The 26,465-nt window shown below is 64.5% G+C and carries 22 protein-coding genes and 1 pseudogene; 12 read left to right on the forward strand and 11 right to left on the reverse strand.

What is annotated here, in order from left to right; all coding sequences use genetic code 11:
• Nucleotides 1-100: 100 nt before the first annotated feature.
• From LU671_RS05490 to LU671_RS05505, 4 genes are read right to left on the reverse strand one after another with little or no spacing between them, the layout of a single operon-like run.
• Nucleotides 101-844: a penicillin-binding protein activator LpoB gene (locus LU671_RS05490; RefSeq protein WP_232854968.1), complete on the reverse strand. Its 744-nt coding sequence runs from the start codon at nt 842-844 to the stop codon at nt 101-103.
• Nucleotides 845-847: 3 nt separating this feature from the next.
• Nucleotides 848-1,435, reverse strand: a complete 588-nt coding sequence (lpoB, locus tag LU671_RS05495) for a penicillin-binding protein activator LpoB (RefSeq protein ID WP_110735582.1) — start codon at nt 1,433-1,435, stop codon at nt 848-850.
• Between the two features lie 21 nt (nt 1,436-1,456).
• Nucleotides 1,457-1,825: a YcfL family protein gene (locus tag LU671_RS05500; protein ID WP_186716015.1), complete on the reverse strand. Its 369-nt coding sequence runs from the start codon at nt 1,823-1,825 to the stop codon at nt 1,457-1,459.
• A gap of 14 nt (nt 1,826-1,839) precedes the next feature.
• The gene (locus tag LU671_RS05505) at nt 1,840-3,231 is read right to left on the reverse strand and encodes a COG3014 family protein (RefSeq protein ID WP_203649491.1); all 1,392 of its coding nucleotides are present in this window, start codon (nt 3,229-3,231) and stop codon (nt 1,840-1,842) included.
• 289 nt (nt 3,232-3,520) lie between these two features.
• On the opposite strand from LU671_RS05505, the gene LU671_RS05510 reads away from it, so the two are divergent.
• Both LU671_RS05510 and LU671_RS05515 read left to right on the forward strand, forming a co-directional pair.
• Entirely contained in the window at nt 3,521-5,464 is a 1,944-nt protein-coding gene (locus LU671_RS05510) for a cytochrome c/FTR1 family iron permease (protein ID WP_232854969.1), read from the forward strand.
• 133 nt (nt 5,465-5,597) lie between these two features.
• Nucleotides 5,598-6,050 carry a YaiI/YqxD family protein gene (locus LU671_RS05515; protein WP_203649495.1) on the forward strand — a complete coding sequence of 151 codons (453 nt, stop codon included), beginning with the start codon at nt 5,598-5,600 and terminating at the stop codon, nt 6,048-6,050.
• Nucleotides 6,051-6,165: 115 nt separating this feature from the next.
• On the opposite strand, the gene elbB is transcribed toward LU671_RS05515, so the two are convergent.
• Complete coding sequence (gene elbB, locus LU671_RS05520; protein WP_232854970.1) at nt 6,166-6,834, reverse strand: isoprenoid biosynthesis glyoxalase ElbB; 669 nt, start codon at nt 6,832-6,834, stop codon at nt 6,166-6,168.
• Between the two features lie 113 nt (nt 6,835-6,947).
• Here elbB and LU671_RS05525 point away from each other — a divergent pair.
• A pseudogene (locus LU671_RS05525) lies at nt 6,948-7,574 on the forward strand (sterol desaturase family protein); the annotation flags it as partial.
• A gap of 501 nt (nt 7,575-8,075) precedes the next feature.
• Here the strand turns inward: LU671_RS05525 and LU671_RS05530 are convergent.
• Nucleotides 8,076-8,720 carry a DedA family protein gene (locus tag LU671_RS05530; RefSeq protein WP_203649500.1) on the reverse strand — a complete coding sequence of 215 codons (645 nt, stop codon included), beginning with the start codon at nt 8,718-8,720 and terminating at the stop codon, nt 8,076-8,078.
• A 207-nt stretch (nt 8,721-8,927) separates the two neighbouring features.
• Between LU671_RS05530 and hemB the strand changes: the two genes are divergently transcribed.
• Together hemB and ppk1 are read left to right on the forward strand one after the other, a co-directional pair.
• A complete protein-coding gene (gene hemB, locus LU671_RS05535; RefSeq protein ID WP_198745209.1) occupies nt 8,928-9,938 on the forward strand; it encodes a porphobilinogen synthase in 1,011 nt (336 codons plus the stop codon).
• A gap of 19 nt (nt 9,939-9,957) precedes the next feature.
• Nucleotides 9,958-12,198: a polyphosphate kinase 1 gene (gene ppk1 / locus LU671_RS05540; RefSeq protein ID WP_203649509.1), complete on the forward strand. Its 2,241-nt coding sequence runs from the start codon at nt 9,958-9,960 to the stop codon at nt 12,196-12,198.
• 125 nt (nt 12,199-12,323) lie between these two features.
• Here the strand turns inward: ppk1 and ppx are convergent, their stop codons facing one another.
• Nucleotides 12,324-13,826 carry an exopolyphosphatase gene (gene ppx / locus LU671_RS05545; protein ID WP_203652575.1) on the reverse strand — a complete coding sequence of 501 codons (1,503 nt, stop codon included), beginning with the start codon at nt 13,824-13,826 and terminating at the stop codon, nt 12,324-12,326.
• 244 nt (nt 13,827-14,070) lie between these two features.
• On the opposite strand from ppx, the gene trxA reads away from it, so the two are divergent.
• From trxA to LU671_RS05570, 5 genes are all read left to right on the forward strand, one after another.
• A complete protein-coding gene (trxA, locus tag LU671_RS05550) occupies nt 14,071-14,400 on the forward strand; it encodes a thioredoxin TrxA (RefSeq protein ID WP_217867619.1) in 330 nt (109 codons plus the stop codon).
• Between the two features lie 309 nt (nt 14,401-14,709).
• Nucleotides 14,710-15,969, forward strand: coding sequence for a transcription termination factor Rho (gene rho, locus LU671_RS05555; RefSeq protein ID WP_011536308.1), 1,260 nt, complete (start codon nt 14,710-14,712; stop codon nt 15,967-15,969).
• A 205-nt stretch (nt 15,970-16,174) separates the two neighbouring features.
• Nucleotides 16,175-17,641 carry a 4-hydroxy-3-polyprenylbenzoate decarboxylase gene (gene ubiD, locus LU671_RS05560; protein WP_186660587.1) on the forward strand — a complete coding sequence of 489 codons (1,467 nt, stop codon included), beginning with the start codon at nt 16,175-16,177 and terminating at the stop codon, nt 17,639-17,641.
• Nucleotides 17,641-18,609 (forward strand): CDP-6-deoxy-delta-3,4-glucoseen reductase, encoded by a 969-nt coding sequence (locus LU671_RS05565; RefSeq protein ID WP_203649512.1) that lies wholly within the window; start codon nt 17,641-17,643, stop codon nt 18,607-18,609. The genes ubiD and LU671_RS05565 overlap by 1 nt, the downstream gene beginning before the upstream one ends.
• 344 nt (nt 18,610-18,953) lie before the next feature.
• The gene (locus LU671_RS05570; protein ID WP_232854971.1) at nt 18,954-19,604 is read left to right on the forward strand and encodes a gamma-glutamylcyclotransferase; all 651 of its coding nucleotides are present in this window, start codon (nt 18,954-18,956) and stop codon (nt 19,602-19,604) included.
• Between the two features lie 16 nt (nt 19,605-19,620).
• Here LU671_RS05570 and tcyN read toward each other — a convergent pair whose 3' ends face one another.
• Genes tcyN through tcyJ form a run of 3 tightly spaced genes read right to left on the reverse strand, consistent with a single transcriptional unit; the run spans nt 19,621 to nt 21,855 of the window.
• Nucleotides 19,621-20,382 carry an L-cystine ABC transporter ATP-binding protein TcyN gene (tcyN, locus tag LU671_RS05575; RefSeq protein WP_203649522.1) on the reverse strand — a complete coding sequence of 254 codons (762 nt, stop codon included), beginning with the start codon at nt 20,380-20,382 and terminating at the stop codon, nt 19,621-19,623.
• A gap of 1 nt (nt 20,383) precedes the next feature.
• Complete coding sequence (gene tcyL / locus LU671_RS05580) at nt 20,384-21,052, reverse strand: cystine ABC transporter permease (protein ID WP_203649523.1); 669 nt, start codon at nt 21,050-21,052, stop codon at nt 20,384-20,386.
• On the reverse strand, nt 21,049-21,855 hold the full coding sequence (tcyJ, locus tag LU671_RS05585; protein ID WP_203649525.1) for a cystine ABC transporter substrate-binding protein: 807 nt from the start codon (nt 21,853-21,855) through the stop codon (nt 21,049-21,051). Before tcyJ ends, tcyL begins: the two co-directional genes overlap by 4 nt.
• Nucleotides 21,856-22,201: 346 nt before the next feature.
• Here tcyJ and epsC point away from each other — a divergent pair, with 346 nt between their 5' ends.
• Together epsC and betT are read left to right on the forward strand one after the other, a co-directional pair.
• A complete protein-coding gene (gene epsC / locus LU671_RS05590) occupies nt 22,202-23,140 on the forward strand; it encodes a serine O-acetyltransferase EpsC (RefSeq protein WP_232854972.1) in 939 nt (312 codons plus the stop codon).
• 311 nt (nt 23,141-23,451) lie between these two features.
• Entirely contained in the window at nt 23,452-25,413 is a 1,962-nt protein-coding gene (gene betT, locus LU671_RS05595; protein WP_162232990.1) for a choline transporter BetT, read from the forward strand.
• A 117-nt stretch (nt 25,414-25,530) separates the two neighbouring features.
• Here betT and tauD read toward each other — a convergent pair whose 3' ends face one another.
• Complete coding sequence (gene tauD / locus LU671_RS05600; protein WP_232854973.1) at nt 25,531-26,364, reverse strand: taurine dioxygenase; 834 nt, start codon at nt 26,362-26,364, stop codon at nt 25,531-25,533.
• Nucleotides 26,365-26,465: the final 101 nt, after the last annotated feature.

Consider the following 26,465-nt stretch of genomic DNA (forward strand, 5'->3'; position numbering starts at 1 on the left):
GGCCGCATAGCGGCCCTGGCAGCAGTAATGCATGAATCGCTGGGGCTGCTCTGCAGCCCTTTCGCGGCACAAGGCCGCTCCTACAGGGATTGCGTCTGGCTTAGTTCAGCACCTGCGCCGGCTCATCCGGCGGCAGGTTGTCCCGGCCGCGTGGCTGCTTCGGCTGCCCGGGCACGGAACCGCCCAACTGCTCGGCCAGCTGCTGCGCCACATCCTCGCCCAGCGCCTTCGACACATCCCGCACCACCCGCGGACGGTTCAGCGTCACGCGGCGGTCCTGGCCCTTCACCAACTTGGTGTCCTGCCCCTCACCCATGGCGGTGAACGCCGAGGTGATCTCGTAGGTGCGGGTGTTGATCAGGCTGAAGTCGGCGACCACGGTCAGGCCCAGCACCGCCGAGTAGCTGTCGGTGTGGTCCAGCGAGTTGATGTCCTGCTGGAAGTCGATGTCCGACAGGGTGCCGAACAGCACGTAGTCGGCACCCTTGAACGCGCCGTTCTTGATGCGGCGGATCACGTCGTAGACGTCTTCCTTCGAGTCGGCGGTATAAGGGCGGCCCTGGACCAGCTGGAACATGCCGGTCTTGAGGATCTCACCCTTGATGTCGCCACCGAACTTGCGCAGTTCGGTCTGCTCGATGTAGCTGTTGAGGCTCTCGTACTCGCTGTAGCTCGACTGGCCGCTGGCGTGGTACATGCCGGCCTGGCCGCTGCTCTGGGCGTTGATGGTGTGGATGTACTCCTCCACCTGCGCCTGGTAGGCCAGGTCGGTCACCGCCACCTTGGGGGCCGCCTGCGCACCGAAGGCGCAGGCCAGGCCGATGATTGCCATCCATGCACGCATCGATCAGCGCTCCGTGGTCTTGCGGATTTCTTTTTCGTCCATCCACTCGGCCAGGCCGCTTTCCACGTCGATCAGCTGCAGGCTGAACTTGTAGAACACGTCCTTGTAGTCGCTGCTGCGCTTGACGATCGAGCTGATCGAACCTTCCAGGCGGTACTTGGCGGCGATCATGTTGCCGGTCTTGGCCACGGTCTTCTTCTTGTACAGGCCGCTCTGGTTCTGCAGCTTGAGCTGGTCGACCTGGCTCTGCATCTCGGTGTTGTCGCTGGCGAAGCGGGCGGCGCCGGACTTCATCAGTTGGGTCTTGATCGAGGTGGTGATCTCGCGGGTATCGATGTACTCGCTGGTCTTGTTCTTCACGTCGTACACCTGCACCACCGGGCGGCCGTGCAGCACGCCGGACTGGGCCAGGGAGCGGGTCATGCTCTCGGCGATCATCTGCAGGTCGGTGGAACCGAACTCGTTGGTCACCAGCTCGACGGCCTTGCTGTCGCCGTAGCTGATGTTCTTGCCGCCGAGAACCGGCGACGGGGTGCTGCAGCCGCTGACCAGGGCGATGGCGATGGCGGCGAGGGAAAGGCGTGCAAACATGGAACGTGCTCCTGAATGGGATTACCGGGTGTGGACTTCGAGGCGGAAGTCGCGGGCAGCAGGGGTCGGGGCGATGGCGGGGAGGAACTTGGCCTGCTTGCCGTACAGCGGCAGGGCCTTCCAGCTCTCTTCGTCGGCCACCGGGAAGCCGTCGTTGCCCAGCCAGGCGAAGCGGTAGTAGAGCGTGCGATTGCTGCGGCTGGTGTTGGTCAGCGCCACGTTGACGGTGAGGTAGCCGTTTTCGCGGGCGACGCGCATCTGGCCGACTTCGATGTCATCCAGCTGGCCCATGGTCACCACCTTGCTGGCGGCGCTGCCGGGGGCAGGGGGCGGGGTGGCGCAGCCGGCCAGGAGGGCGACGGCGGCCAGGGCGAGGCATGTTCTGCGCATGTTCGATCCTTGGGTTACTTGAGGCTGGCGACAGCGGTGGCTGCGGCCTGCGGGGCGACGATGACGGCCGGGCCGCCAGCGAATACGCGGTTGCCGACCACGCGCAGGCTGATCACCTGGTAGGGACGATCGACCTTCACGGTGACCTGGGTGCCACCGAGGCTCGATGGCAGGCTCAGGTGGTGTTCGCCTTGCTTGAGGCGTACCCGGGCCACCTGGGTTTCGTCGGGCAGGGTGCGCCAGGTGCGGGTATCGGCGCCTTCCAGCACGGTGGAGGCGATGCCCACCACCAGCCCGGCCATCGGGTTGGCCTTGTTCAGGTTTTTCTGCGCCACGCCGCGGCTGATGGCGCGTACGCTGGTGCGCAGGATGATGCCCGGCATGTCGTCGCGCAGGGCGCGGCGCGACATGGCCGTGGTGCTGTTGAGCGCGGTCAGGGCCAGGGCCTTGTCGTTGAGCTGGATCTCGCCCACGTGCGCGGTCGAAGTGTCTTCCTTGATGATCGGGAACGACAGCGGGGTGATCACCAGGTTGTCCTGGATCGGCAGCGGCAGTGGGATGCGGATCGAGTCACGGGCCGGGGCCAGGCCGGTCTGCACCACGATCAGCACGTCGCTTTCGCCGGCCTTGGCGCTGTTCTTGTCCAGTTCGAGCAGTGCCTGGTCGAGCAGCGGCGTGTTCGGGCGCAGTTCGGCGGCCTTGCGATAACCCGGCGCGGCCAGGCCTTTCTCACCGAGGGCCTCGTAGACATAGCCGGACAGGTAATGGCTGAAGGCGCTCTGGTAGCTGTTCTTCAGGCCGACCACCTCAGGGGCGTCGAGGCTGGCGACCGGGTAACCCTGCAGGTCCTTGTACTCGGTCTTGATGCCTTCCTTCTCGGCCTGCTCCTCGCGCTTGAGATATTCCTTGTCGCGCAGCTCGGCGATGATCGCCTCGCGCTCGTGGGTCTTCTTGATCTCGGTGCGGGCACCGTCGAAATCGTTCTGTGCCAGCAGGTTCAGGGCCATCTGCGTGGTCAGCATGACTTTTTCGTAGTCATAGCCTTCGTAGCGACGGACCTTGTCGTTGACCAGGTAGCTGCCGAACTGGCTCAGGTACTTGTCGGTGTCGAGCTTGACCGACTCTTCCCACTGGAACACCACGCTGTCGGCCGAGCGCCAGGCGTCCTGGCTGCCCTTGAGGTCACCCTTGGAGCGCAGCAGCTCGCCTTTTTCGAAGTAGTAGAGCAGGTCTTTCTGCTCGCCCTTGTTATTGCTCTCGAGCAGGGCGAGGGCGGCGTCGACGTTGCCGGCGGCCAACTGCTTGTTGGTCTCCTGCAGTTCGCTGTCGTAGCTGCGGAACACCGAGCAGCCGGTGAGCTGCACGGCGGCGACCAGGGTCGCCAGGGTGAGGGCGCGGGATACCATCGGACTTTCTTCTTTCCCTGAAACGGTTGGCCGCGTGGGCGGGGGCGGCAGATCCCTCTGTTTTATCGCCAGAACCTCTCGATGGAGGCGCCTTGATTGCTAATGGCTATTACGGCGGCGCGGGATTATACCCAAAGTAGTAGCGGGGTGATGGCGAATTGCTTCGCATTTTTAGGTTGATGCCATCAGTCGGAAAAAACCGTTCCCAGCGGGTGTTCCGTCAATTTGTCTCAAGATTTTTCATGAAATCTGCCCCTGAGCCTTGAGCGGGGGAGAGTGGAAGTGAACAATGTTCTCTTTCGTATTTCCGTCGAGATTGGCCATGATTTCTCGTTTCCGTCTGCCTGCCTGGCTGCCTGCCCTGTTGCTTGGCCCGGTGCTGGCGCTGTGCAGCCTCCCGACGCTGGCCGAAGCGCCTGCCGAGGCGACCAAGGCGCTGCACCTGCTGGACTACATCGGTGCCGACTACCCGCCAACCGTGCGCGACGGCAAGGTGGTGGACGACGGGGAATACCGCGAGCAGCAGGAGTTCAGTGGCGTGCTGGCCGAGCTGGTCAAGGGGCTGCCCGAGCATGCCGAGCGCGGCGCCCTGGAACAGGGCGTGCAGAGCCTGCGTCAGGCCATCGACCAGCGTCAGGACGGTGCCGCCGTCGCCCGCCAGGCCCGGCAACTGGGTGCGCGCCTGGCAGTGGCCTACGAGGTCAGCCAGGCCCCGGTGATCACCCCCGATCCTGCTCGCGGCGCTTCGCTGTATGCGCAGAACTGCTCGATCTGTCATGGTGACACGGGCCTCGGCGACGGCCCGGCCGGGGTCGGCCTGGAGCCTGCGCCAGCCAACCTGCGCGATGCCGGGCGCCTCGACCAGCTGAGCCTGTTCGACCTGTACAACACCCTCGGGCTGGGCATCGAAGGCACCGAGATGCCGTCGTTCGCCGACCAGCTCGACGAGCGCCAGCGCTGGGACGTGGCGGCCTATATCGCCAGTTTCACCGCCGATCCGCAGGCGGCCAAGGGCGGCAAGACCTGGAACATCGCCGACCTGGCCCGGCAGACCCCGGCCGAAGTCGCCGCCAGCGAAGGCGCGGATGCCGTGGCCGCGTTCCGCGCCCAGCGGGCGCAGCCGCCGCAGGTCAAGCGTGGCCCGGCACAGCTGCTCGAATACACCTCCAGCACCCTGGACAAGAGTCTGGCGGCCTACCGCGCCGGCGACCATGACCAGGCCTACGACCTGTCGGTGGCGGCCTACCTGGAAGGCTTCGAACTGGTGGAAAGCTCCCTCGACAACATCGACGCCCAGGCCCGCAAGGACACGGAAAAGTCGCTGATGGCCTACCGTCAGTCGTTGCAGGACGGCTTGCCGGTGGCCCAGGCCGAACAGCGCCTGGCCGAGGCCAAGGCCAAGCTGGAGCAGGCGTCCAAGCTACTGGGCAGCGATGGCCTGAGCTGGTCGCTGAGCTACATTTCCGGCCTGCTGATCCTGCTGCGCGAGGGCCTGGAGGCGATCCTGGTGCTGGCGGCGATCCTGGCCTTCCTGCGCAACACCGGCCAGCAGTCGGCGGTGCGCAGCGTCAATATCGGCTGGGGCCTGGCGCTGGTCGCCGGTTTCGCCACCTGGGCCCTGGCGGCCTATGTGATCGACGTCGGCGGTGCGCAGCGCGAGCTGCTCGAAGGCTGCACGGCGCTGTTCGCAGCGGTGATGGTGCTGTGGCTTGGCGTGTGGATGCACGATCGCCGCCACGCCGCCGCCTGGCAGGACTACATCAAGAGCAGCCTGGTCAGTGGCGGCGGGCGTTTCGGTTTTGCCGTGCTGGCGTTCTTCTCGGTGTACCGCGAGCTGTTCGAGGTGATCCTATTCTACGAGACCCTGTGGCTGCAGGCCGGTCCGGCTGGCCATCAGGCGGTGCTGGCGGGCGGCGCCACGGCGCTGGTGCTGCTGGTGGGCCTGGCCTGGGTGATCCTGCGCGGCTCGGCCAAGCTGCCGCTGTCGTTGTTCTTCAGCATCAACGCCGCTTTGCTGTGCGCGCTGTCGGTGGTGTTCGCCGGGCATGGCGTCAAGGCGCTGCAGGAGGCCGGCGTGCTGGGTACGCGGCCGGTGGCGTTCTTCGAGTTCGACTGGCTGGGAATCCACGCCGACGCTTATTCGCTGGGCGCGCAGGCGGTGGCGTTGTTGGCCATCGTGTTCCTCTACGGGCGCAGCCGGTTGGCCGAGAAGCGCCGGGCGGCGGCCAGCTGAACCTGTACAGGGGCGCGTGGACGGGCTTGCCCCGCGATGACGTCGGGGCTGGCATAATGTCAGCCTGTTCAGGCGCTATCGCGGGGCAAGCCCGCTCCCACGACGTCATTGCCCGGAGTACAGGAATAATCCCATGCGTGTATGGATCGATGCCGACGCCTGCCCCAAGGCGGCCAAGGACCTGATCGTCAAGTTCGCCCTCAAGCGCAAGCTCGAAGTGGTGATGGTGGCCGGCCAGCCGCAGATCAAGCCGGCCTTCGCCTGCGTGCGGCTGATCGTGGTGCCCAGCGGCATGGATGCTGCCGATGACTACCTGGTGGAGAACGCCGAGCCCGGCGAACTGGTGATCTGCAGCGACGTGCCGCTGGCCGACCGGCTGATCAAGAAGGGCGTGGCGGCGCTGGATCCGCGCGGTCGCGAGTTCGACGAGCGCAACATGGGGGAGCGCCTGGCGGTACGCAACCTGTTCACCGAACTGCGTGAGCAGGGCCAGGTCGGCGGTGGCCAGGCGCCCTATGGTGAACGCGAGAAGCAGGCGTTCGCCAATGCGCTGGACCGGGTTATCACCCGATTGTCGAAGCTGTAGTTGCCCGGGCCTGCTGCGCCGGCCATCGCGGCACAAGGCCGCTCCTACAAGGAAACGCGATCCGCCTGTAGGAGCGGCCTTGCGCCGCGAAAGGGGTGCGTAGCGCCCCAGTGCCTTACTTATCGTTCTCGTGGGTCAGTTCCAGCACCCGATCCACCAGCTTGTAGATGCCGCCCGCCGCTTCGCTGATCGACTTGGCCAGCATGTACGCCGGGGTAGTCACCAGCTTGCGCTGGGTATCCTCGACGATATCGTGCACATCGCATTCCTCATGGGTACCGCCCATCTTCACCACCGCCGCGCTGGTGCCGGCGTCGTTGCCGATGGTGCAGACCACGCCTGGGCCGTAGATCTTCGCCGCAAGGGCCGGCGAGATGCAGATCAGGCCAACCGGCTTGCCTGCCTCGGCGAAGGCTTCGGCCAGGGCCAGCACGTCCGGCTGTACGCTGCACTTGTCGCCTTCGACGGCAAAGTTGGAGAGATTCTTGGCCGCACCGAAGCCGCCGGGAACGATGAGGGCGTCGAAGTCCTCGACACTGGCCTCGCGAATGTCCTTCACCTCGCCACGGGCGATACGCGCCGATTCCACCAACACGTTGCGCGACTCGGGCATCTCTTCCCCGGTCAGGTGGTCGATCACATGCATCTGCGCGATGTTCGGCGCGAAGCACTGCACCTGGGCGCCACGCTGGTCCAGGCGCAGCAGGGTGATCACGCTCTCGTGGATCTCGGCGCCGTCGTACACGCCGCAACCGGACAGAATCACCGCAACTTTTTTCGTCATGCTCAATACTCCAGTGTCGAGGCGCTAAATGTCCTCTAGTTTGGCAGATGTAGCCATGGGATTTGCCCTTCGGCGGGCCTAATCTTCGTGGACAACCTTGGAGGTGGCCGTTCATGGACCTGATTCTGCTGGCCGTGCCGTTCTTCTTCGTGCTGATCGCGGTGGAGCTGATCGCCGATCGCGTGCGCGTGCGGCGCAACTACCAGCTCGCCGACTCGATCAACAGCCTGAGCACCGGCGCGCTGTCCACCAGCACGGGGCTTCTGACCAAAGGGGTGGGGCTGGTCACCTATGCCGTGGCCTGGGAGCACCTGGCCTGGCTGCGCCTGCCCGCCGATGCCTGGTGGGTGTGGGTGGTCGCCTTCGTGCTCTACGACCTCTGCTACTACTGGCTGCACCGCCTGGGCCACGAGCGCAATGTGCTGTGGGCCGCGCACTCGGTGCACCACCAGAGCGAGGAATACAACCTCACCACCGCCCTGCGTCAGACCAGCAGCGGCTTCCTGTTCTCCTGGATCTTCTACCTGCCGCTGGCGCTGCTGGGCGTGCCGCCGCTGGTATTCATCACCGTGGCGTCGCTGAACCTGCTGTACCAGTTCTGGGTGCACACCCGCCATGTGCCCAAGCTGGGCTGGCTGGAGTGGATCTTCATCACGCCGTCCAACCATCGCGTCCACCATGCGCAGAATCCTCTGTACTTGGATCGCAACTACGGCGGCGTGTTCATAATCTGGGACCGACTGTTCGGCACCTTCCAGGAGGAGGACGAGCGCGAGCCGGTGATCTTCGGCGTGACCACGCCGCTGGCCAGCTGGAACCCGCTGTGGGCCAACGTGCAGTTCTACGCCCAGCTCTGGCATGACGCCCGTCGCGCCGGCAGCTGGTGGGACAAGCTGCGCATCTGGTTCATGCCCACCGGCTGGCGCCCGGCGGATGTGGCCGCCGCTTATCCACAGCCCAAGCAGGACCTGGCGGCGTTTCGCAAGTTCGCGATTCCCCTGGGCGGCGCGCGGCAGGTGTACGTCACCGTGCAGTTCGCGGTCTATGTGGCGCTGGGCAGCTATCTGATGGAGGTGGCGGAGCAGGTGGCGCCTGCAGCCCTGGTATTGGGCTGGACGGTGATGGCGTTCGGGCTGTTCGTGCTGGGGGCGGCGCTGGAGGACCGGCCCTGGGCAGGGCGCATGGAACTGGCACGGCTGCTGTCGAATGCGCCGGCGTTGTATCTGGCCGGCGCGCTCGGCTTAGTGTTGGTCACGCCCGTGTTCTGGTTGCTGCTTCTGGGCTACAGCCTGCTCAGCGTCGGCGGCCTGGCCTTCTGCCGCCGCGCGGCGCTCGGCGCGGAGGTTGCGAAAACGTCGGCGCAGCCAGAGCGCCAGGCCCAGCACCAGCAGGCCGCCGAGCACCCATAGCTCGTACTTCTTGATGCTGCCGAGCATGCCTTCGAGAATGGCGCCGAAGTGGTAGGCCGCCAGGCCCAGGGCCAGGGCCCACACCGCGGCGCCGATGCCGTTGAGCAGCAGGTAGCGGCGCGGTGGGTAGCCGGACAAGCCGATAGCCACCGGCATCACCGTACGCAGGCCGTAGACGAAACGGAAACTCAGTACCCAGATATCCGGATGGCGGCGGATGTGCTCCAGCGCCCGGTCACCCATGGCCTGCCAGCGCGGCTTGCGGGCAAGGATCTTGCGCCCGTGGCGGCGGCCCATGAAGTACCACAGCTGGTCGCCGGCGTAACTGCCGCAGAAGGCCACCAGGACCACCAGCTTGATGTCCATGTATTCGCGGAACGCAAGAAAGCCCGCGAGCACCAGGATGGTCTCGCCCTCGAAGAACGTGCCGAGAAAAAGGGCAAAGTAGCCGAAATCGTTCAGGAATTGTTGAAGCATTTTCTGGCGTGCTGGCGAAATGAACGCGCAGCCTACCCCTTCAGGCGCGCTGGGGAAAGTGTCCAAATGTGTCTCGACGTGAAGATTCCCTGCAACGACAATGGCTGCGGCCACAAGTCGCAGGGTTGCCTAAGGATGTAACACAGGCGTCATAATGGCCGCTTATAACTGTCGCGCTGCCCGCCCGCGCGGGCTCAGGAGTCTGCCGTGAGCTTTACCCCCGCCAACCGTCTGTTTCCTGCCACCCGCCTGCGTCGCAACCGCCGGGATGAATTTTCCCGTCGTCTGGTTCGCGAAAACACCCTGACCGTCGATGACCTGATTCTTCCGGTATTCGTGCTGGACGGCGAGGGCCGTCGCGAAGAAGTACCGTCCATGCCGGGCGTAGAGCGCCTGTCGATCGACCTGCTGCTGGAAGCCGCACAGGGCTGGGTGGAGCTGGGTATTCCAGCGCTGGCGCTGTTCCCGGTGACCCCGACCGAGAAAAAGTCCCTCGACGGCGCCGAAGCCTGGAACCCGGACGGCATCGCCCAGCGCGCCACCCGCGCCCTGCGTGCCCGCTTCCCGGAGCTGGGGGTGATCACCGACGTCGCTCTGGACCCGTTCACCACCCATGGTCAGGACGGCATCCTCGATGAAGAGGGCTACGTGCAGAACGACATCACCGTCGAGGCCCTGGTGCGTCAGGCGCTGTCCCACGCCGAGGCCGGTGCCCAGGTGGTGGCCCCGTCGGACATGATGGACGGTCGCCTTGGCGCGATCCGCCAGGCCCTGGAAGAGACCGGCTACGTCAACGTGCGCATCATGGCCTACTCGGCCAAGTACGCCAGTGCCTACTACGGCCCGTTCCGCGACGCGGTCGGCTCGGCGCTGAACCTGGGCAAGGCCAACAAGGCCTCCTACCAGATGGACCCGGCCAACAGCGACGAGGCCCTGCACGAAGTGGCCACCGACCTCGCCGAAGGCGCCGACATGGTCATGGTCAAGCCGGGCATGCCGTACCTGGACATCGTTCACCGAGTGAAAGCCGAGTTCAAGGTGCCGACCTTCGCCTACCAGGTCAGCGGCGAGTACGCCATGCACATGGCCGCGATCCAGAACGGCTGGCTCAGCGAGGCCGTGATCCTCGAATCCCTCACCGCTTTCAAACGGGCAGGCGCTGATGGCATCCTGACCTATTTCGCCGTGCGTGCCGCTCAATTGATGAGAGGGCAGTAACGCCCTCCAGGAACGTCAGATGAATAACGAAGTGCTAACCCCTGTCGAGATCAAGGATGCCCAGGCCGTGCCCGAAGAGATGGTGCAGACCCCGCCCGACCTGCCAGCGGTAGTGGAACCGGAAGCGGTCGCCGAAGCCGCCCCGGCACCCGCGCCGGCTCCGGCTCCGGCGATCGCCGTGCCGAGCCTGGACGACAGCAGCCTGTACATTCATCGCGAGCTCTCGCAGCTGCAGTTCAACATCCGCGTGCTGGAGCAGGCGCTGGATGAGTCGTATCCGCTGCTCGAGCGCCTGAAGTTCCTGCTGATCTTCTCCAGCAACCTCGACGAGTTCTTCGAGATCCGCGTGGCGGGCCTGAAGAAGCAGATCAACTTCGCCCGCGAACAGGCCGGCGCCGACGGCCTGCAGCCGCACCAGGCGCTGGCGCGCATCAGCGAGCTGGTGCACATCGAGGTGGACCGCCAATATGCGATCCTCAACGACGTGCTGCTGCCGGAGCTGGAGAAGCACGCCATCCGCTTCATCCGCCGGCGCTACTGGACGCCCAAGCTCAAGACCTGGGTACGCCGTTACTTCCGCGACGAGATCGCGCCGATCATCACCCCGATCGGCCTCGACCCGACCCACCCGTTCCCGCTGCTGGTGAACAAGAGCCTGAACTTCATCGTCGAGCTCGAGGGTGTCGACGCCTTCGGCCGCGATTCGGGTCTGGCGATCATCCCGGCACCGCGCCTGCTGCCGCGGGTCATCCGTGTGCCGGAAGAGGTCGGCGGCCCGGGCGACAATTATGTGTTCCTGTCGTCGATGATCCACGCTCACGCCGATGACCTGTTCCAGGGCATGAAGGTCAAGGGCTGCTACCAGTTCCGCCTGACCCGCAACGCCGACCTGGCGCTGGACTCCGAGGAAGTCGACGACCTGGCCCGCGCCCTGCGCGGCGAGCTGTTCTCGCGCCGCTACGGCGATGCCGTGCGCCTCGAGGTGGCCGACACCTGCCCGAAACACCTCTCCGACTACCTGCTCAAGCAGTTCAGCTTGAGCGAGAGCGAGCTGTACCAGGTCAACGGGCCGGTCAACCTGACCCGCCTGTTCAGCATCACCGGCCTCGACAGCCACCCGGAGCTGCAGTACACGCCGTTCACCCCGGCGATCCCCAAGCTGCTGCAGAACGCCGACAACATCTTCAGCGTGATCGGCAAGCAGGACGTGCTGCTGATGCACCCGTTCGAGTCGTTCACCCCGGTGATCGACCTGCTGCGCCAGGCCGCCAAGGACCCGCATGTACTCGCCGTGCGCCAGACCCTGTACCGCTCGGGCGCCAACTCGGAGATCGTCGACGCCCTGGTGGACGCGGCGCGTAACGGCAAGGAGGTCACCGCGGTGATCGAACTGCGCGCGCGTTTCGACGAAGAGTCCAACCTGCAGATGGCCAGCCGCCTGCAGGCCGCTGGTGCGGTGGTGATCTACGGCGTGGTCGGCTTCAAGACCCACGCCAAAATGATGCTGATCCTGCGCCGCGAGCAGGGCGAGATTGTCCGTTATGCGCACCTGGGCACCGGCAACTACCACGCCGGTAACGCCCGCCTGTACACCGACTACAGCCTGCTGACCTCCGACGACGCCCTCACCGAGGACGTCGGCAAGCTGTTCAGCCAGCTGATCGGCATGGGCAAGACCCTGCGCATGAAGAAGCTGCTGCACGCGCCCTTCACCCTGAAGAAGGGCATGCTCGACATGATCGCCCGGGAGACCCAGTTCGCCCTGGAAGGCAAGCCGGCGCACATCATCGCCAAGTTCAACTCGTTGACCGACGCGAAGATCATCAAGGCGCTGTACAAGGCCAGCCAGTCGGGCGTGCGCATCGACCTGGTGGTGCGCGGCATGTGCTGCCTGCGTCCGGGCATCCCGGGGGTGTCGCACAACATCCACGTGCGCTCGATCATCGGCCGCTTCCTCGAGCACACCCGGGTGTTCTACTTCCTCAATGGCGGCGAGGAGCAGATCTACCTGTCCAGCGCCGACTGGATGGAGCGCAACCTCGACAAGCGCGTCGAGACCTGCTTCCCGGTGGAGGGCAAGAAGCTGCTGTTGCGGGTGAAGAAGGAGCTGGAGGGTTACCTGACCGACAACACCCAGGCCTGGACCCTGCAGCCGGACGGGCGCTACGTGCGCAGCACGCCGACCGGCAACCAGAATCCGCGCAGCGTGCAGGCGACGCTGCTGGAGCGGCTGAGCAATCCGGTGCTGAACGTTCGGTAGTACCGATATGGGGGCCGCTTTGCGGCCCTTTCGCGGCACAAGGCCGCTCCTACAGGGGCCACTATCGCCTGTAGGAGCGGCCTTGTGCCGCGAACACCGGCGCAGCCGGTGCCATGCCCCGCGGTTTACCGGACGCTGAGAACAAAATTGACCCGCGCCAGCCACTCCGCCTCGTTGGCAAAGTCAGCCTGGGTCAGCTGGTTCTGCTCCAGCCAGCCACTCGGGAATACCACCTCCAGGCTGTTGTCGCCGGCCTGCAGCTCCACCTTGGGCATCTGCTGGGTGCCGCGGATATGGTGGAACAGGATGGCGAAGCGCAGCAGCACGCACAGGCGGATCAGCTTGACGCCTTCGTCGCCGAACTCGGCAAACTTGTCCTTGGGAATGTTGCGGCGGTGGCCACGCACCAGCAGGGCCATCATCTGCTGGTCCTCGCGGGAGAACCCTGACAGGTCGGAGTGCTCGATCAGGTAGGCACCGTGCTTGTGGTAGTGGTAATGGGCAATATCCAGTCCGATTTCATGGATTTTCGCCGCCCAACCCAGCAGATCACGCCAGTTTCCGTGCTCCAGGTCCCACGCTGCGGCCACCTGGTCGAAGGCGTGCAGTGCCTTGCGCTCCACGCGCGCGGCCTGGCCCTGGTCGACGTGGTAGCGCTCCATCAGCGAGTTCAGGGTGCGTTCGCGCACGTCCTCGTGGTGATGGCGGCCCAGCAGGTCGAACAGCACGCCTTCGCGCAGGGCGCCGTCGCAGTGGTCCATGCGCTGCAGCTCCAGGGCGTCGAAGATCGCCTCGAGGATGGCCAGGCCCGCCGGGAAGATGGTCCGCCGATCGGGCTTGACCCCTTCGAAGTCGATCTTGTCGGTCTCGCCGAGCTTGAACAGCTTGCGCTTGACCGCCGCCAGGCCCTCGGCGTTGACCTCGCCGCTGCCCTGGCCGATGGCCTTGATCGCCGCGGCGATGGCGCGGATGGTCCCGGACGAGCCGATGGCCTCGTCCCAGGTCAGGCGGTGCAGGGCGTTCTCGATGCTCATCAGTTCCAGGCGCGCGGCAGTGTAGGCCTGGGCGTAGCGCGCCGGGGTGATCTTGCCGTCACGGAAGTAGCGCTGGGTGAAGCTCACGCAGCCCATCTGCAGGCTTTCGCGCAGCAGCGGCTCGAAACGCTGGCCGATGATGAACTCGGTGCTGCCGCCGCCGATGTCGGCAACCAGGCGCTTGCCGGGGGTGTCGGCCAGGGTGTGGGACACGCCCAGGTAGATCAGGCGCGCCTCTTCACGGCCGGAGATGACCTCGACCGGGTGGCCGAGAATGGCTTCGGCGCGCAGGATGAATTCATTGCGGTTGCGCGCTTCGCGCAGGGCGTTGGTGCCGACGATGCGCACCGAGCCCTGGGGCATGCCGTTGATCAGCTGGGCGAAGCGCTTGAGGCATTCCAGGCCGCGCTCCATGGCTTCTTCGCTGAGCTTGCGCTCATCGTCGATACCGGCGGCGAGCTGAACCTTTTCTCCAAGCCTTTCGAGGATGCGGATTTCCGTGTGATGGGCCTTGGCCACGACCATGTGGAAGCTGTTGGAGCCCAGGTCGATGGCGGCGATCAGAGACAGGTTCTTCGCGGTGGTGTGCGGCATGGTCTGGAGGTTCTCGGTCGTTAACCCGGCAATCGTGCCACGATCGCGGGCATACGCCAACGAGCGGCACGGCAAGGCTTGATGCATGGCAATGTCATAGCAATGTTATGACCGTGACATGACGGTTTCGATTCGTGGCGTCTTGCACAACTATAGTTACACTCAATCAGCTGTGGCTTCCTGTCGCGCCAGGGTGCGGCTATGATGGGCAACGTTTTTTTATGCTTACGACCTGGAGATATCCATGAGCAGCGATCTTATCAAACATGTCACCGACGCCAGCTTCGAAGCCGACGTACTCAAGGCTGAAGGCGCGGTGCTGGTCGACTACTGGGCTGAATGGTGCGGCCCATGCAAGATGATCGCTCCGGTGCTGGACGACATCGCCTCTGAATACCAGGGCAAGGTGACCATCGCCAAGCTGAACATCGACGAAAACGCCGAAACCCCCGCCAAGCACGGCGTGCGTGGCATCCCGACGCTGATGCTGTTCAAGAACGGCAACGTCGAGGCCACCAAGGTCGGCGCGCTGTCCAAGTCGCAGCTCAAGGCGTTCCTCGACGCCAGCCTGTGATGTGACAAAGCCCCGCAAATGCGGGGCTTTTCTTTATCTGTTGTAGGCATTTTCCCTGAGGGCTGGCGAGCCCCGCTATCGCGCCCATCCAGACGGATAGCCCCGGAAAACGGTGGTCAAAACCACTAGACGTCGAAAAAAGCAAGTGTTACATTCGGCCTCGCACTGCTTCTCCAGTGCCCTCTGCACGCCGTCGCCGAAGCATCCCTAATTCGAATCAGTACGCGATCCTGTCGCCATCTAGCGGCGCGGCCTCATTAAGCCAACGCTTAATTTCTCCCTTCCTTACATGATTACGTCACTCCCCTTATGAACCTGACAGAACTCAAGCAAAAGCCGATTACCGATCTTTTGGAAATGGCCGAACAGATGGGCATCGAAAACATGGCCCGTTCGCGCAAACAGGACGTGATTTTCGCCCTGCTGAAAAAGCACGCGAAAAGCGGCGAAGAGATCTCCGGTGACGGCGTGCTGGAGATTCTCCAGGATGGTTTCGGTTTCCTGCGCTCGGCGGATGCCTCCTACCTGGCCGGCCCTGACGACATCTATGTCTCGCCCAGCCAGATCCGTCGTTTCAACCTGCGCACCGGCGACACCATCGTCGGCAAGATCCGTCCACCGAAGGAAGGCGAGCGTTACTTCGCACTGCTGAAGGTCGACACCATCAACTTCGACCGTCCGGAAAACGCGAAGAACAAGATTCTCTTCGAAAACCTGACGCCGCTGTTCCCCAACAAGCGCCTGAAGATGGAAGCCGGCAACGGTTCCACCGAAGACCTCACCGGTCGCGTCATCGACCTGTGCGCCCCGATCGGCAAGGGCCAGCGCGGCCTGATCGTCGCCCCGCCGAAAGCGGGCAAGACCATCATGCTGCAGAACATCGCGGCCAACATCACCCGTAACAACCCCGAGTGCCATTTGATCGTCCTGCTGATCGATGAGCGCCCGGAAGAAGTGACCGAGATGCAGCGCACCGTGCGCGGCGAAGTGGTTGCCTCGACCTTCGACGAGCCGCCGACCCGCCACGTGCAGGTCGCCGAGATGGTCATCGAGAAGGCCAAGCGCCTGGTCGAGCACAAGAAGGACGTGGTCATCCTGCTCGACTCGATCACCCGTCTGGCCCGTGCCTACAACACCGTGATCCCGAGCTCCGGCAAGGTACTGACCGGTGGTGTCGACGCCCACGCCCTGGAGAAACCGAAGCGTTTCTTCGGTGCCGCGCGTAACATCGAGGAAGGCGGCTCGCTGACCATCATCGCCACCGCGCTGGTCGAGACCGGCTCGAAGATGGACGAAGTGATCTACGAAGAGTTCAAGGGTACCGGCAACATGGAGCTGCCCCTGGACCGTCGTATCGCCGAGAAGCGTGTGTTCCCGGCCATCAACATCAACAAGTCCGGTACCCGTCGCGAAGAGCTGCTGACCGCCGACGACGAACTGCAGCGCATGTGGATCCTGCGCAAGCTGCTGCACCCGATGGACGAGATCGCCGCCATCGAGTTCCTGGTCGACAAGCTCAAGCAGACCAAGACCAACGACGAGTTCTTCCTGTCGATGAAGCGCAAGTAAGCGTTTCAGGCCGGAACTGATAGGGGCTGCTGCGCAGCCCATCGCGGCACAAGGCCGCTCCTACAGGATTATCCATCCCCCTGTAGGAGCGGCCTTGTGCCGCGATGGGCCGCGAAGCGGCCCCTTTTCATTTTTGCCCCCAAACAAGGCGTGAACGGCGCTACACTCTGCACCCCGACCGATACGCCCAACACGAGGCCCTTGCATGCAGTATCGCGATCTGCGCGACTTCATCCGTGGCCTGGAACAGCGCGGTGAACTCAAGCGCATCCAGGTTCCCATCTCCCCCGTACTGGAAATGACCGAAGTCTGCGACCGCACCCTGCGCGCCAAGGGCCCGGCGTTGCTGTTCGAAAAGCCCACCGGCTTCGACATCCCGGTGCTGGGCAATCTGTTCGGCACTCCCGAGCGGGTGGCCATGGGCATGGGCGCCGAATCGACCGAGGAACTGCGCGAGATCGGCAAGCTGCTGGCGTTCCTCAAGGAGCCCGAGCCGCCGAAGGGGCTGAAGGACGCCTGGTCGAAACTGCCGATCTTCAAGAAGGTCGTGTCCATGGCGCCGAAGGTGGTCAAGGACGCGGTGTGCCAGGAAATCGTGGTCGAAGGCGACGACGTCGACCTGGGCCAGTTGCCCATCCAGCACTGCTGGCCGGGCGACGTGGCGCCGCTGATCACCTGGGGCCTGACCGTCACCCGCGGGCCGAACAAGGACCGCCAGAACCTGGGTATCTATCGCCAGCAGGTGATCGGCCGCAACAAAGTGATCATGCGCTGGCTGAGCCACCGTGGCGGCGCGCTGGACTACCGCGAATGGTGCGAGAAACACCCAGGCCAGCCGTTCCCCGTGGCCGTTGCCCTGGGCGCAGACCCTGCGACCATCCTCGGCGCCGTGACCCCTGTCCCCGATACCCTTTCCGAATACGCCTTTGCCGGCCTGTTGCGCGGCAACCGTACCGAACTGGTCAAATGCCGTGGCAACGACCTGCAGGTGCCGGCCACTGCCGAGATCATCCTCGAAGGTGTGATCCACCCGGGCGAAATGGCCCCGGAAGGCCCGTACGGCGACCACACCGGTTACTACAACGAAGTGGACAGCTTCCCGGTGTTCACCGTCGAGCGCATCACCCACCGGCAGAAACCGATCTACCACAGCACCTACACCGGCCGACCGCCGGATGAGCCGGCGATCCTCGGCGTGGCGCTGAACGAAGTGTTCGTGCCGATCCTGCAGAAGCAGTTCCCCGAGATCACCGACTTCTACCTGCCGCCGGAAGGCTGCTCGTACCGCATGGCGGTGGTGACCATGAAGAAGCAGTATCCAGGCCACGCCAAGCGCGTCATGCTGGGTGTGTGGTCGTTCCTGCGACAGTTCATGTACACCAAGTTCGTTATCGTCACCGACGACGATATCAACGCCCGCGACTGGAACGATGTGATCTGGGCCATCACCACGCGCATGGACCCCAAGCGTGATACGGTGATGATCGACAACACCCCGATCGACTACCTCGACTTTGCGTCGCCGGTGTCGGGCCTGGGGTCGAAGATGGGCCTGGACGCCACCCACAAGTGGCCGGGCGAGACTACACGCGAATGGGGCCGGGTCATCGTCAAGGACGAGGCCGTCACCCGCCGTATCGATGAGCTGTGGGACCAGTTGGGAATAGATTGATGCAGGTAACCTTGCAGCCTTCCGGGGCGGTACTGGCGGTCGAACCGGGTGAAAGGATTCTGGATGCGGCGCGGCGCCTGGGCTACGACTGCCCAAGCAGCTGCCGCAACGGCAACTGCCATGTGTGTGCCGCGCTGCTGGTGGAAGGCAGTGTTCGCCAGGAAGGCCAAGTCCGCGATCACGGTGAACTGTTCACCTGCATCGCCGAGCCGCTGGAGGACTGCGTGTTGCTGTGGGATGGTGTGCTGGCCCTGGGCGAGCTGCCGGTGCGCAAGCTGGCCTGTACCGTGAGCGAATGCGTCGAGGTCGGTGGCGACGTCTGGCGCGTGCGCCTGCGCGCGCCTGCCGGCAAGCCGCCGCGCTATCACGCGGGGCAGTACCTGATGATCGAGCGTGAGGGCATGGACAAGGCGGCCTTCTCCCTCGCCTCGGCGCCCCATGGTGGGCGCGACCTCGAGCTGCACGTGCTGGCGCGGGAAAGCAGCGCGGTGCAGTTGATCCAGCAGTTGCAGCGCAATGGACTGGCACGCATCGAACTGCCGTTCGGCGACGCCCACCTGGCGGAGCTGCCCGATGGCCCTCTGGTACTGATTGCCGCCGGCACCGGCATGGGCCAGATGCACAGCCTGCTCGAGCACTGCCGCGCCCAGGGCTTCAAGCATCCGGTGCACCTGTACTGGGGCGTGCGCCGGCCTGAAGATTTCTACGAGATCGAGCACTGGGACGAGTGGCAGCGCCTGCCCAACCTGTTCCTGCACAAGGTGGTCAGCGACCTGTGCGGCTGGGAAGGACGCTGTGGGCTGCTGCACGAGGCGGTGTGCGAGGACATCGGCGACCTGAACCAGGTGCATGTCTATGCCAGCGGCTCGCCGAACATGGTCTATGCCACCCTCGATGCGTTGGTCGAGGCCGGCATGGATGCCCACCGCATGCGCGCCGACGTGTTCGCCTACGCGCCGCGCGGCTGAAACAACCCGCACGCTGCAAGGGCGTGCCGGGTTTAATAACCAAGTATTTTCCTGTTGATTATAGGGCGGGGATTATTACCGGTGCGGGTAATAAGTTTCGCTATACTCGGATTATTAGTTTCCGTTCAGCGGAAGGTTGAATGAAATTGTGTCTTCCGGCTTGAGTCGCAAGTGTCTTATCCCTTACGTTAAGCGCCAGGGCCTTCGCGGGTAAACCCGCTCCCACAAGCCCTGCACACCTCCTGTGGGAGCGGGTTTACCCGCGAAGACGTAGGGTCAGGCCCTGCATCAACAGCAGTGGAACGCGCAACTTTGTAGTTCACAGGAATTAATGGCGGCAGCTCATGTCGACACTTGAAAGTTTATCCTGGCAAATAGCCTATCCGCCGTCACTCGACTTCGGGCAACAGTTGTCCCGCGAACAACTGCAGCGCTCGATGCAGGAAACCATGTCCCAGCACGAAGGCGGCCCGGTCTGGCTGTTTGCCTACGGCTCGCTGATCTGGCGCCCCGAATGCAACTCGGTCGAGCGCCAGCGGGCACGGGTGCATGGCTACCACCGCGGCTTGTACCTGTGGTCCCACGAGCACCGTGGCACCCCGGAGTGCCCGGGCCTGGTGTTCGGCCTGGACCGTGGCGGTTCCTGCAGCGGTTTCGCCTACCGTCTGGACGAAAGCAACCTTGACGATTCGCTGATGGCCCTGTGGATGCGCGAAATGCCTTTCCCGGCCTATCGCCCGCACTGGCTCAGCTGCCGTCTGGGCGACGGCAGCAAGGTCCAGGCCCTGGGCTTCGTGCTGGAACGGCACCTGCCATGCTACGCGGGCAACCTGCCGGACACCTTGCTCAGCCAGATCCTCGCCAGCGCCAAGGGGCGCTATGGCACGACACGCGATTACGTGGAGCAGACCCTCAACGCCCTGCGCAGCCACCAGATGCCCGATCGCAACCTGGAAGCCCGTTTCAGGCGTTGCCACAACCTGCGCGAGGTGTGAGCCCCGCGCATCGGGCTCATTCCTGGCCGGCGGCGGTGCCGAGGAACTTGCGCAGGAACTGGCGGGTGCGCTCTTCCCGCGGATTGGCGAACAGCGCCTTGGCCTCGCCTTGCTCGACGATCACCCCCTTGTCGAAGAAGATCACCCGGTTGGCGACATCGCGGGCGAAGCTCATCTCGTGGGTGACGATGATCATGGTGCGCTTTTCCTCGGCCAGGCCGCGGATGGTTTCCAGCACCTCGCCCACCAGCTCCGGGTCGAGCGCCGAGGTAGGCTCGTCGAACAGGATCACCTCGGGTTCCATGGCCAGGGCGCGGGCGATGGCCACCCGCTGCTGCTGGCCACCGGACAGGCGGCGCGGGTAGGCGTCTTCCTTGCCCGCCAGGCCGACCTTGGCCAGCAGGCGCCTGGCCAGCTCGATGGCCTTGTCGCGGGGCGTCTTCTTGACGATCACCGGCCCCTCGATGACGTTCTCCAGGGCGGTGCGGTGGGGAAACAGGTTGAAGTTCTGGAACACGAATCCGGCCTGCTGGCGCAGGCGGCGGATCGCACCCTGCTGGCCACCCAGCGGGCGATTGGCATCGATGCTGATGTCGCCGATCTGGATGCGTCCGGCATCGGGGGTTTCCAGCAGGTTCAGGCAACGCAGGAACGTGGTCTTGCCCGAGCCGCTGGGGCCGATGATGGCGACCACCTCGCCGGGTTGCACGGTCAGGTCGATGCCGTTGAGCACGGTATGGCCCTTGAACTGCTTGGTCAGGCCTTGTACTACGATCATCTCATTGCTCCTGGTCGTGCTGGTTGACCCGCGCTTCCATGCGGTTCTGGAAGTGCGCCAGGATGCTGCAGAGGATCCAGTAGACCACCGCGACAGCCAGGTACATGGTGAAGACCTCGAAGGTCCGGGCGGTGATCAGCTGTGCCTGGCGGAACAGCTCGGGCACCTGGATGGTCGCCGCCAGGGCGGTGTCCTTGACCAGCGAGATGAAGCTGTTGCCCAGCGGCGGCAGGGCGGTGCGCAGGGCCTGCGGCAGGATCGCCCGGCGCATGGCCTGGGTGCGGGTCATGCCGATGCTGGCCGCCGCTTCCCACTGACCACGGTCGATCGAAGAGATCGCCGCGCGGAGGATTTCGCAGATATACGCCGCCATGTTCAGCGACAGGCCGATCAGCGATGCCGGGATCGGATCAAGCTCGATGCCGATCTGCGGCAGGCCGAAGTAGATCACGAACAGCTGCACCAGCAGCGGCGTGCCGCGGAAGAACGACACGTAGATGCGGGCGAGCCAGTCCAGCGGCAGGATCTTCGACAGGCGCATCAGTGCCAGGGCGAAGCCCAGCACCAGGCCGAAGAACATGCCGCCGACACTGAGCAGCACGGTATAGCCCGCGCCCTTGAGCAGGAAGGGCGCGGAATCGACAACGAGTTGCAGGCTTTCAGCGATCATTTGGTGACATCGGCACCGAAGTATTTCTCGGACAGCTTGGCCAGCGTGCCGTCGGCCTTGAGCTTGTCGATGGCCTTGTTCAGCGCCGCGAGCAGTTCAGGCTCGCCCTTGCGCAGGGCAACGCCCGACTCCAGCTTGGAGAATTTCTCGCCGGCCAGCGCGGTGGGTTTCTTGTCCTTGGCGGTTTTCTGCACATACTCGAGCGCGGCCAGGCGGTCGATCAGGATGGCGTCGATACGGCCGTTGCGCAGGTCGGCGAATTTGGTCGGGTCGTCTTCATAGGTACGGACATCGGCTGTCGGCACGTCCTGTTTCACCCACTGCTCGTAGTTGGTGCCCAGGCCGACGCCGACCTTCTTGCCACCGAGGTCGGCGGCGGTCTTGATGTTCTTCTCGTTGTCGCTGCCCTTGAGCACCAGGGCCTGGATGCCGGAAACCGTGTAGGGCTCGGAGAAGTCGTACTTCTTCTTGCGCTCTTCGGAGATGGTCACCTGGTTGATCACCACGTCCAGGCGCTTGGACTCCAGGGCGGCGAGGATACCGTCCCACTTGGTCGGCTGGACCTTGGCCTTGACCCCCAGTTCCTTGGCCAGCAGTTCGGACAGTTCGACCTCGAAGCCGGCCAGCTTGCCGTTCTCGTCCTGGAAGCTGAACGGTGGGTAGGTGCCTTCCAGGCCGACGTTGATCACGCCCTTCTCCTGGATGGTCTTCAACTGCTCGCCGGCGAAGGCCTGGCCGAGCAGGCCGGCACCGAGCAGGAGCGCCAGGCTGGCGTTGAGAAGGGGTTTGGCGAATTTGGTCATGGCAGGCCCCGCGCTTGTTGTGGAAGTAGTGAGGTGGCGACTATAGAGGTGGGCTTCATAGGCCGGGAAATAATAAAAAATCATGTTGTTATTCCCGTTTCTGCATTTTGCAGCCGCTTATGCCCGACTTAGCTCAGGATGGAATAAAGCGTTGTTTTTTCCAAGAGGCAGATTTGACGTATCGTTGATCGCATCCATCCAATGCTGGCCTCTTCGCGGGTAAACCCGCTCCCACAGGTCCAGCGCAAGCCTCAAGGGCAATACGGTCCCTGTGGGAGCGGGTTTACCCGCGAAGGGGCCCTACCCGGCGATAAAAACAGTTGGCCTATCCGGCAGGAGAAACACCGTGAGCGAACAACCATCAACCGGGCACTGGCAACTGCAGGGCATCGTCAGTGGCCTGCGCAGCGCCCGTGAGCAGTGGCGCAGCAACAACGGCCGCAGCAGCGGCGAGCAGGGCGGGCGCGAGCTGCCGTCGCGCGAGGCGCTGCGGCAGATTCTCGAGCAGCTGTGCGGCGCGCTGTTCCCCATGCGCCTGGGCCCGGTGGACCTGCGTGAAGAGAGCGAAGACTTCTACGTCGGCCACACCCTCGACGCCGCGCTCACCGCGCTGCTGGCCCAGGCCCGCCTGGAGCTGCGCTACGCGGCGCGCCATGGCAAGACCGATGTGGTCGATGTCGATGGCCATGCCCTGCGCCTGATCCAGGACTTCGCCGCGGCCCTGCCGGCCCTGCGCGTGCTGCTGGACACCGACGTGCTCGCGGCCTTCCACGGCGACCCGGCGGCGCGCAGCGTCGACGAGGTGCTGCTGTGCTACCCGGGCATCCTGGCGATCATCCACCACCGCCTGGCCCACCACCTGTACCAGGCCGGCCTGCCGCTGCTGGCGCGGATCAGCTCGGAGCTGGCGCACTCGGCCACCGGCATCGACATCCACCCCGGCGCGCAGATCGGCCCGAGCTTCTTCATCGACCACGGCACCGGCGTGGTGATCGGCGAGACCGCGATCATCGGTGAGCGGGTGCGTATCTACCAGGCCGTGACCCTGGGCGCCAAGCGCTTCCCCAGCGACGAGTCGGGCAACTTGCACAAGGGCCTGGCACGCCACCCGATCGTCGAGGACGACGTCGTCATCTACGCGGGTGCGACCATCCTCGGGCGGATCACCATCGGCAAGGGTTCGACCATCGGCGGCAACGTCTGGCTGACTCGCAGCGTGCCGGCTGACAGCAATATTACCCAGGCTAACCTGCAGTTGGATTGCGAGGGCAAGAAAGCCCTCTAGCATCGAGTGTCTGGACCGTGGGAGCGGGCTTGCCCCGCGATGGCGACGTCAGTTCAACCATCGCCATCGCGGGGCAAGCCCGCTCCCACGTGCTAGACACTCGATGCCCCGCCCAGCGTCATCGGGTCGCATTGAAACTCGATCCATGTTTAACTTGAACGCTTGTTCAACGAAAAACGCTGGTCCATTGCCGGTGTTCAAAAGGAGGAATCGCCTTTGCTGAACCCGTTCAATCCGAACCTCACGTCCTTCGACGAGGTGCCTGTTCAATGAGTGCACCGACCCCCGACCTTGCCCACGGCAAGATCCGCATGAACCCCCCCGTGTTCTACTTCGCGGCAAGCTTCATCCTCCTCTTCGGCCTGGTCGTCATCGCCCAGCCCCAGGCGGCCGGCGACTGGCTGCTGGCGGCGCAGAACTGGGCGGCCAACACCGTCGGCTGGTACTACATGCTGGCCATGACCCTGTACCTGGTCTTCGTGGTGGTTACCGCCCTGTCCGGCTACGGCAAGATCAAGCTTGGCGCCGACCACGACGAGCCCGAGTTCAGCTACCTGTCCTGGGCCGGCATGCTGTTCGCCGCCGGCATCAGCATCACCCTGTTCTTCTTCTGCGTCTCCGAGCCGCTGACCCACATGCTCCAGCCGCCGCAGGGCGAGGCCGGCACGGCCGAGGCCGGGCGCCAGGCGATGCAGATCCTGTTCCTGCACTGGGGCCTGCACGGCTGGGGCGTGTTCGCCTTCGTCGGCATGGCGCTGGCCTACTTCGCCTACCGGCACAACCTGCCGCTGGCCCTGCGCTCGGCGCTTTACCCGCTGATAGGCAAACGCATCAACGGCCCGATCGGCTACGCGGTGGACGGCTTCGGCATCATCGCCACGGTGTTTGGCCTGGGGGCCGACATGGGCTTCGGCGTGCTGCACCTGAACGCCGGCCTCGACTACCTGTTCGGCATCAGCCACAGCCAGTGGGTGCAGGTGATCCTCATCACCCTGATGATGGGCGCGGCGGTGGCCGTGGCGGTCGCCGGGGTGGAGAAGGGCGTGCGGGTGATGAGCGACATCAACCTGTTCCTGGCCTGCGCGCTGCTGCTGTTCGTGCTGTTCGCCGGGCCCACCCAGCACCTGTTCAATACCCTGATCCAGAACCTCGGTGACTACCTGGGCGCCTTGCCGCGCAAGAGCTTTGATGTGTACGCCTACGGCGAGCAACGCGACTGGCTGGGTGGCTGGACGGTGTTCTATTGGGCCTGGTGGATTGCCTGGGCGCCGTTCGTGGGGCTGTTCATCGCGCGGATTTCGCGCGGGCGCACCATCCGTGAGTTCGTCTTCGGCGTGTTGCTGATCCCGCTGGGCTTCACCCTGGCGTGGATGTCGATCTTCGGCAACAGCGCCCTGGACCAGGTGATCAACCACGGCATGACCGCCCTCGGCCAGTCGGCCATCGACAACCCGTCGATGAGCCTGTACCTGCTGCTGGAAACCTACCCGTGGAGCAAGACGGTGATCGCCGTGACGGTGTTCATCAGCTTCGTGTTCTTCGTCACCTCGGCCGACTCCGGCACGGTGGTGCTGTCGACGCTGTCTGCCAAGGGCGGTGGCGCCGACGAGGACGGCCCGAACTGGCTGCGCATCTTCTGGGGCGCGATGACCGCGCTGATCACCAGCGCGCTGCTGTTCGCCGGCAGCATCGATTCGCTGAAGTCGGCGGTGGTGCTGACCTCGCTGCCGTTCTCGCTGATCCTGCTGTGCATGATGTGGGGGCTGCACAAGGCCTTCTACCTGGAAAGCCAGCGGCAGATCGCGCAGATGCATTCGCTGGCACCCTTCGCCCAGTCCCGGCGTGGGCGTGGCGGCTGGCGCCAGCGCCTGAGCCAGGCCGTGCACTTCCCGTCGCGGGACGAGGTGTATCGCTTCATGGACGACGTGGTGCGCCCGGCGATCGCCGAGGTGCGCGAGGTGTTCGAGCAGAAGGGGCTGGTGCTGATCACCCAGGACGATCCGAGCCATGACAACGTCAGCCTGAAGATCGGCCATGGCGAGGAGCAGCCGTTCATCTACCAGGTGCAGATGCGTGGCTACTTCACGCCGTCGTTCGCGTTGGGTGGGTTGGGTACCCAGGAGTTGAAGAACCGTCGCTACTACCGGGCGGAGGTGCACTTGAGCGAAGGTAGCCAGAACTATGATCTGGTGGGCTACAGCAAGGAGCAGATCATCAACGACATCCTCGACCAGTACGAGCGGCACATGCAGTACCTGCATCTGGTCAGGTAGATCGCTGTGGCCGCTTTGCGGCCCTTATCGCGGCACAAGGCCGCTCCTACAGGGGAATGTGATCTCCTGTAGGAGCGGCCTTGCGCCGCGAAAGGAGGCCAAAGGCCTCCCTGGGGCTCAGAACGGCGCATCCCCCAGGATGGTCGCCCGGTGCATCACCCGCCGATTGGGTCGGTAATCATCCACAGCAAAATGCTGCGTGACGCGGTTGTCCCAGAACGCCACGTCATTTTCCTGCCATCGCCAGCGAATGCTGAACTCCGGCCGCGTCGCATGGGCGAACAGCAGCTTGAGCAGCGCCTCGCTCTCCTGCTCGTTCAGCTCGTTGATCCGCGTGGTGAAACCTTCATTGACGAACAGCGCCTTGCGCCCGCTGACCGGGTGGGTACGCACCACCGGGTGCGACAGTGGCGGGTTGTTGCGCCGGGTGGCTTCCCAGCGCGCCAGGTCTTCGGCGGTGGTGCCGAAGCGCTCCAGCGGGAACGACTTGGTGAAATCGTGGGTGGCGGTCAGGCCGTCGAGCATCGTGCGCAGCGGCGCCGACAGCGCCTCGAACGCGGCGATCCCGCTGGCCCACAGGGTGTCGCCGCCAAAGGCCGGCAACTGCTTGGCGCTGAGCACCGCGCCCAGCGCGGGAGTCGGCAGGAAGGTCACGTCGGTGTGCCAGACGGCGTTGTCGCGCACGTCGGTGACCGCGGTGTCGAGGATCAGTACCTGCGGCGTCTGCGGCACATTGGGGTAGATCGGGTGGATGTGCAGGTCGCCGAAGCGCGCGGCGAAACGGGCCTGTTGCTCGGGGGTGATCGGCTGGTCGCGGAAGAACAGCACCTGGTGTTCGAGCAGCGCCTGCTCGATGGCATCACGCTGTTCGAGGGTGATGTCGCGGCTGATGTCCACGCCGCTGATCTGCGCGCCAAGGGCCGGGCTGAGAGGGGTGATGGTCAGGCTCATGTCGGTCTCGCTTGAAGGTTCGTTTCTCGTGCAGGCCGAGAAGTTCTATCGCGGGGCAAGCCCGCTCCCACGAGGTGAGACGGCTGCGTGGGAGCGGGCTT

The sequence above is a fragment of the Pseudomonas sp. NMI760_13 genome, assembly GCF_021283245.1.
Lineage (GTDB): Bacteria > Pseudomonadota > Gammaproteobacteria > Pseudomonadales > Pseudomonadaceae > Aquipseudomonas > Aquipseudomonas peradeniyensis.

Excerpts from the sequence above, each read along its gene's own strand:
- LU671_RS05490 (WP_232854968.1), bottom strand. The coding sequence starts at position 844 with ATGCGTGCATGGATGGCAATCATCGGCCTGGCCTGCGCCTTCGGTGCG.
- lpoB (WP_110735582.1), bottom strand. The coding sequence starts at position 1,435 with ATGTTTGCACGCCTTTCCCTCGCCGCCATCGCCATCGCCCTGGTCAGC.
- LU671_RS05500 (WP_186716015.1), bottom strand. The coding sequence starts at position 1,825 with ATGCGCAGAACATGCCTCGCCCTGGCCGCCGTCGCCCTCCTGGCCGGC.
- LU671_RS05505 (WP_203649491.1), bottom strand. The coding sequence starts at position 3,231 with ATGGTATCCCGCGCCCTCACCCTGGCGACCCTGGTCGCCGCCGTGCAG.
- LU671_RS05510 (WP_232854969.1), top strand. The coding sequence starts at position 3,521 with ATGTTCTCTTTCGTATTTCCGTCGAGATTGGCCATGATTTCTCGTTTC.
- LU671_RS05515 (WP_203649495.1), top strand. The coding sequence starts at position 5,598 with ATGCGTGTATGGATCGATGCCGACGCCTGCCCCAAGGCGGCCAAGGAC.
- elbB (WP_232854970.1), bottom strand. The coding sequence starts at position 6,834 with ATGACGAAAAAAGTTGCGGTGATTCTGTCCGGTTGCGGCGTGTACGAC.
- LU671_RS05530 (WP_203649500.1), bottom strand. The coding sequence starts at position 8,720 with ATGCTTCAACAATTCCTGAACGATTTCGGCTACTTTGCCCTTTTTCTC.
- ppk1 (WP_203649509.1), top strand. The coding sequence starts at position 9,958 with ATGAATAACGAAGTGCTAACCCCTGTCGAGATCAAGGATGCCCAGGCC.
- ppx (WP_203652575.1), bottom strand. The coding sequence starts at position 13,826 with ATGCCGCACACCACCGCGAAGAACCTGTCTCTGATCGCCGCCATCGAC.
- trxA (WP_217867619.1), top strand. The coding sequence starts at position 14,071 with ATGAGCAGCGATCTTATCAAACATGTCACCGACGCCAGCTTCGAAGCC.
- rho (WP_011536308.1), top strand. The coding sequence starts at position 14,710 with ATGAACCTGACAGAACTCAAGCAAAAGCCGATTACCGATCTTTTGGAA.
- ubiD (WP_186660587.1), top strand. The coding sequence starts at position 16,175 with ATGCAGTATCGCGATCTGCGCGACTTCATCCGTGGCCTGGAACAGCGC.
- LU671_RS05565 (WP_203649512.1), top strand. The coding sequence starts at position 17,641 with ATGCAGGTAACCTTGCAGCCTTCCGGGGCGGTACTGGCGGTCGAACCG.
- LU671_RS05570 (WP_232854971.1), top strand. The coding sequence starts at position 18,954 with ATGTCGACACTTGAAAGTTTATCCTGGCAAATAGCCTATCCGCCGTCA.
- tcyN (WP_203649522.1), bottom strand. The coding sequence starts at position 20,382 with ATGATCGTAGTACAAGGCCTGACCAAGCAGTTCAAGGGCCATACCGTG.
- tcyL (WP_203649523.1), bottom strand. The coding sequence starts at position 21,052 with ATGATCGCTGAAAGCCTGCAACTCGTTGTCGATTCCGCGCCCTTCCTG.
- tcyJ (WP_203649525.1), bottom strand. The coding sequence starts at position 21,855 with ATGACCAAATTCGCCAAACCCCTTCTCAACGCCAGCCTGGCGCTCCTG.
- betT (WP_162232990.1), top strand. The coding sequence starts at position 23,452 with ATGAACCCCCCCGTGTTCTACTTCGCGGCAAGCTTCATCCTCCTCTTC.
- tauD (WP_232854973.1), bottom strand. The coding sequence starts at position 26,364 with ATGAGCCTGACCATCACCCCTCTCAGCCCGGCCCTTGGCGCGCAGATC.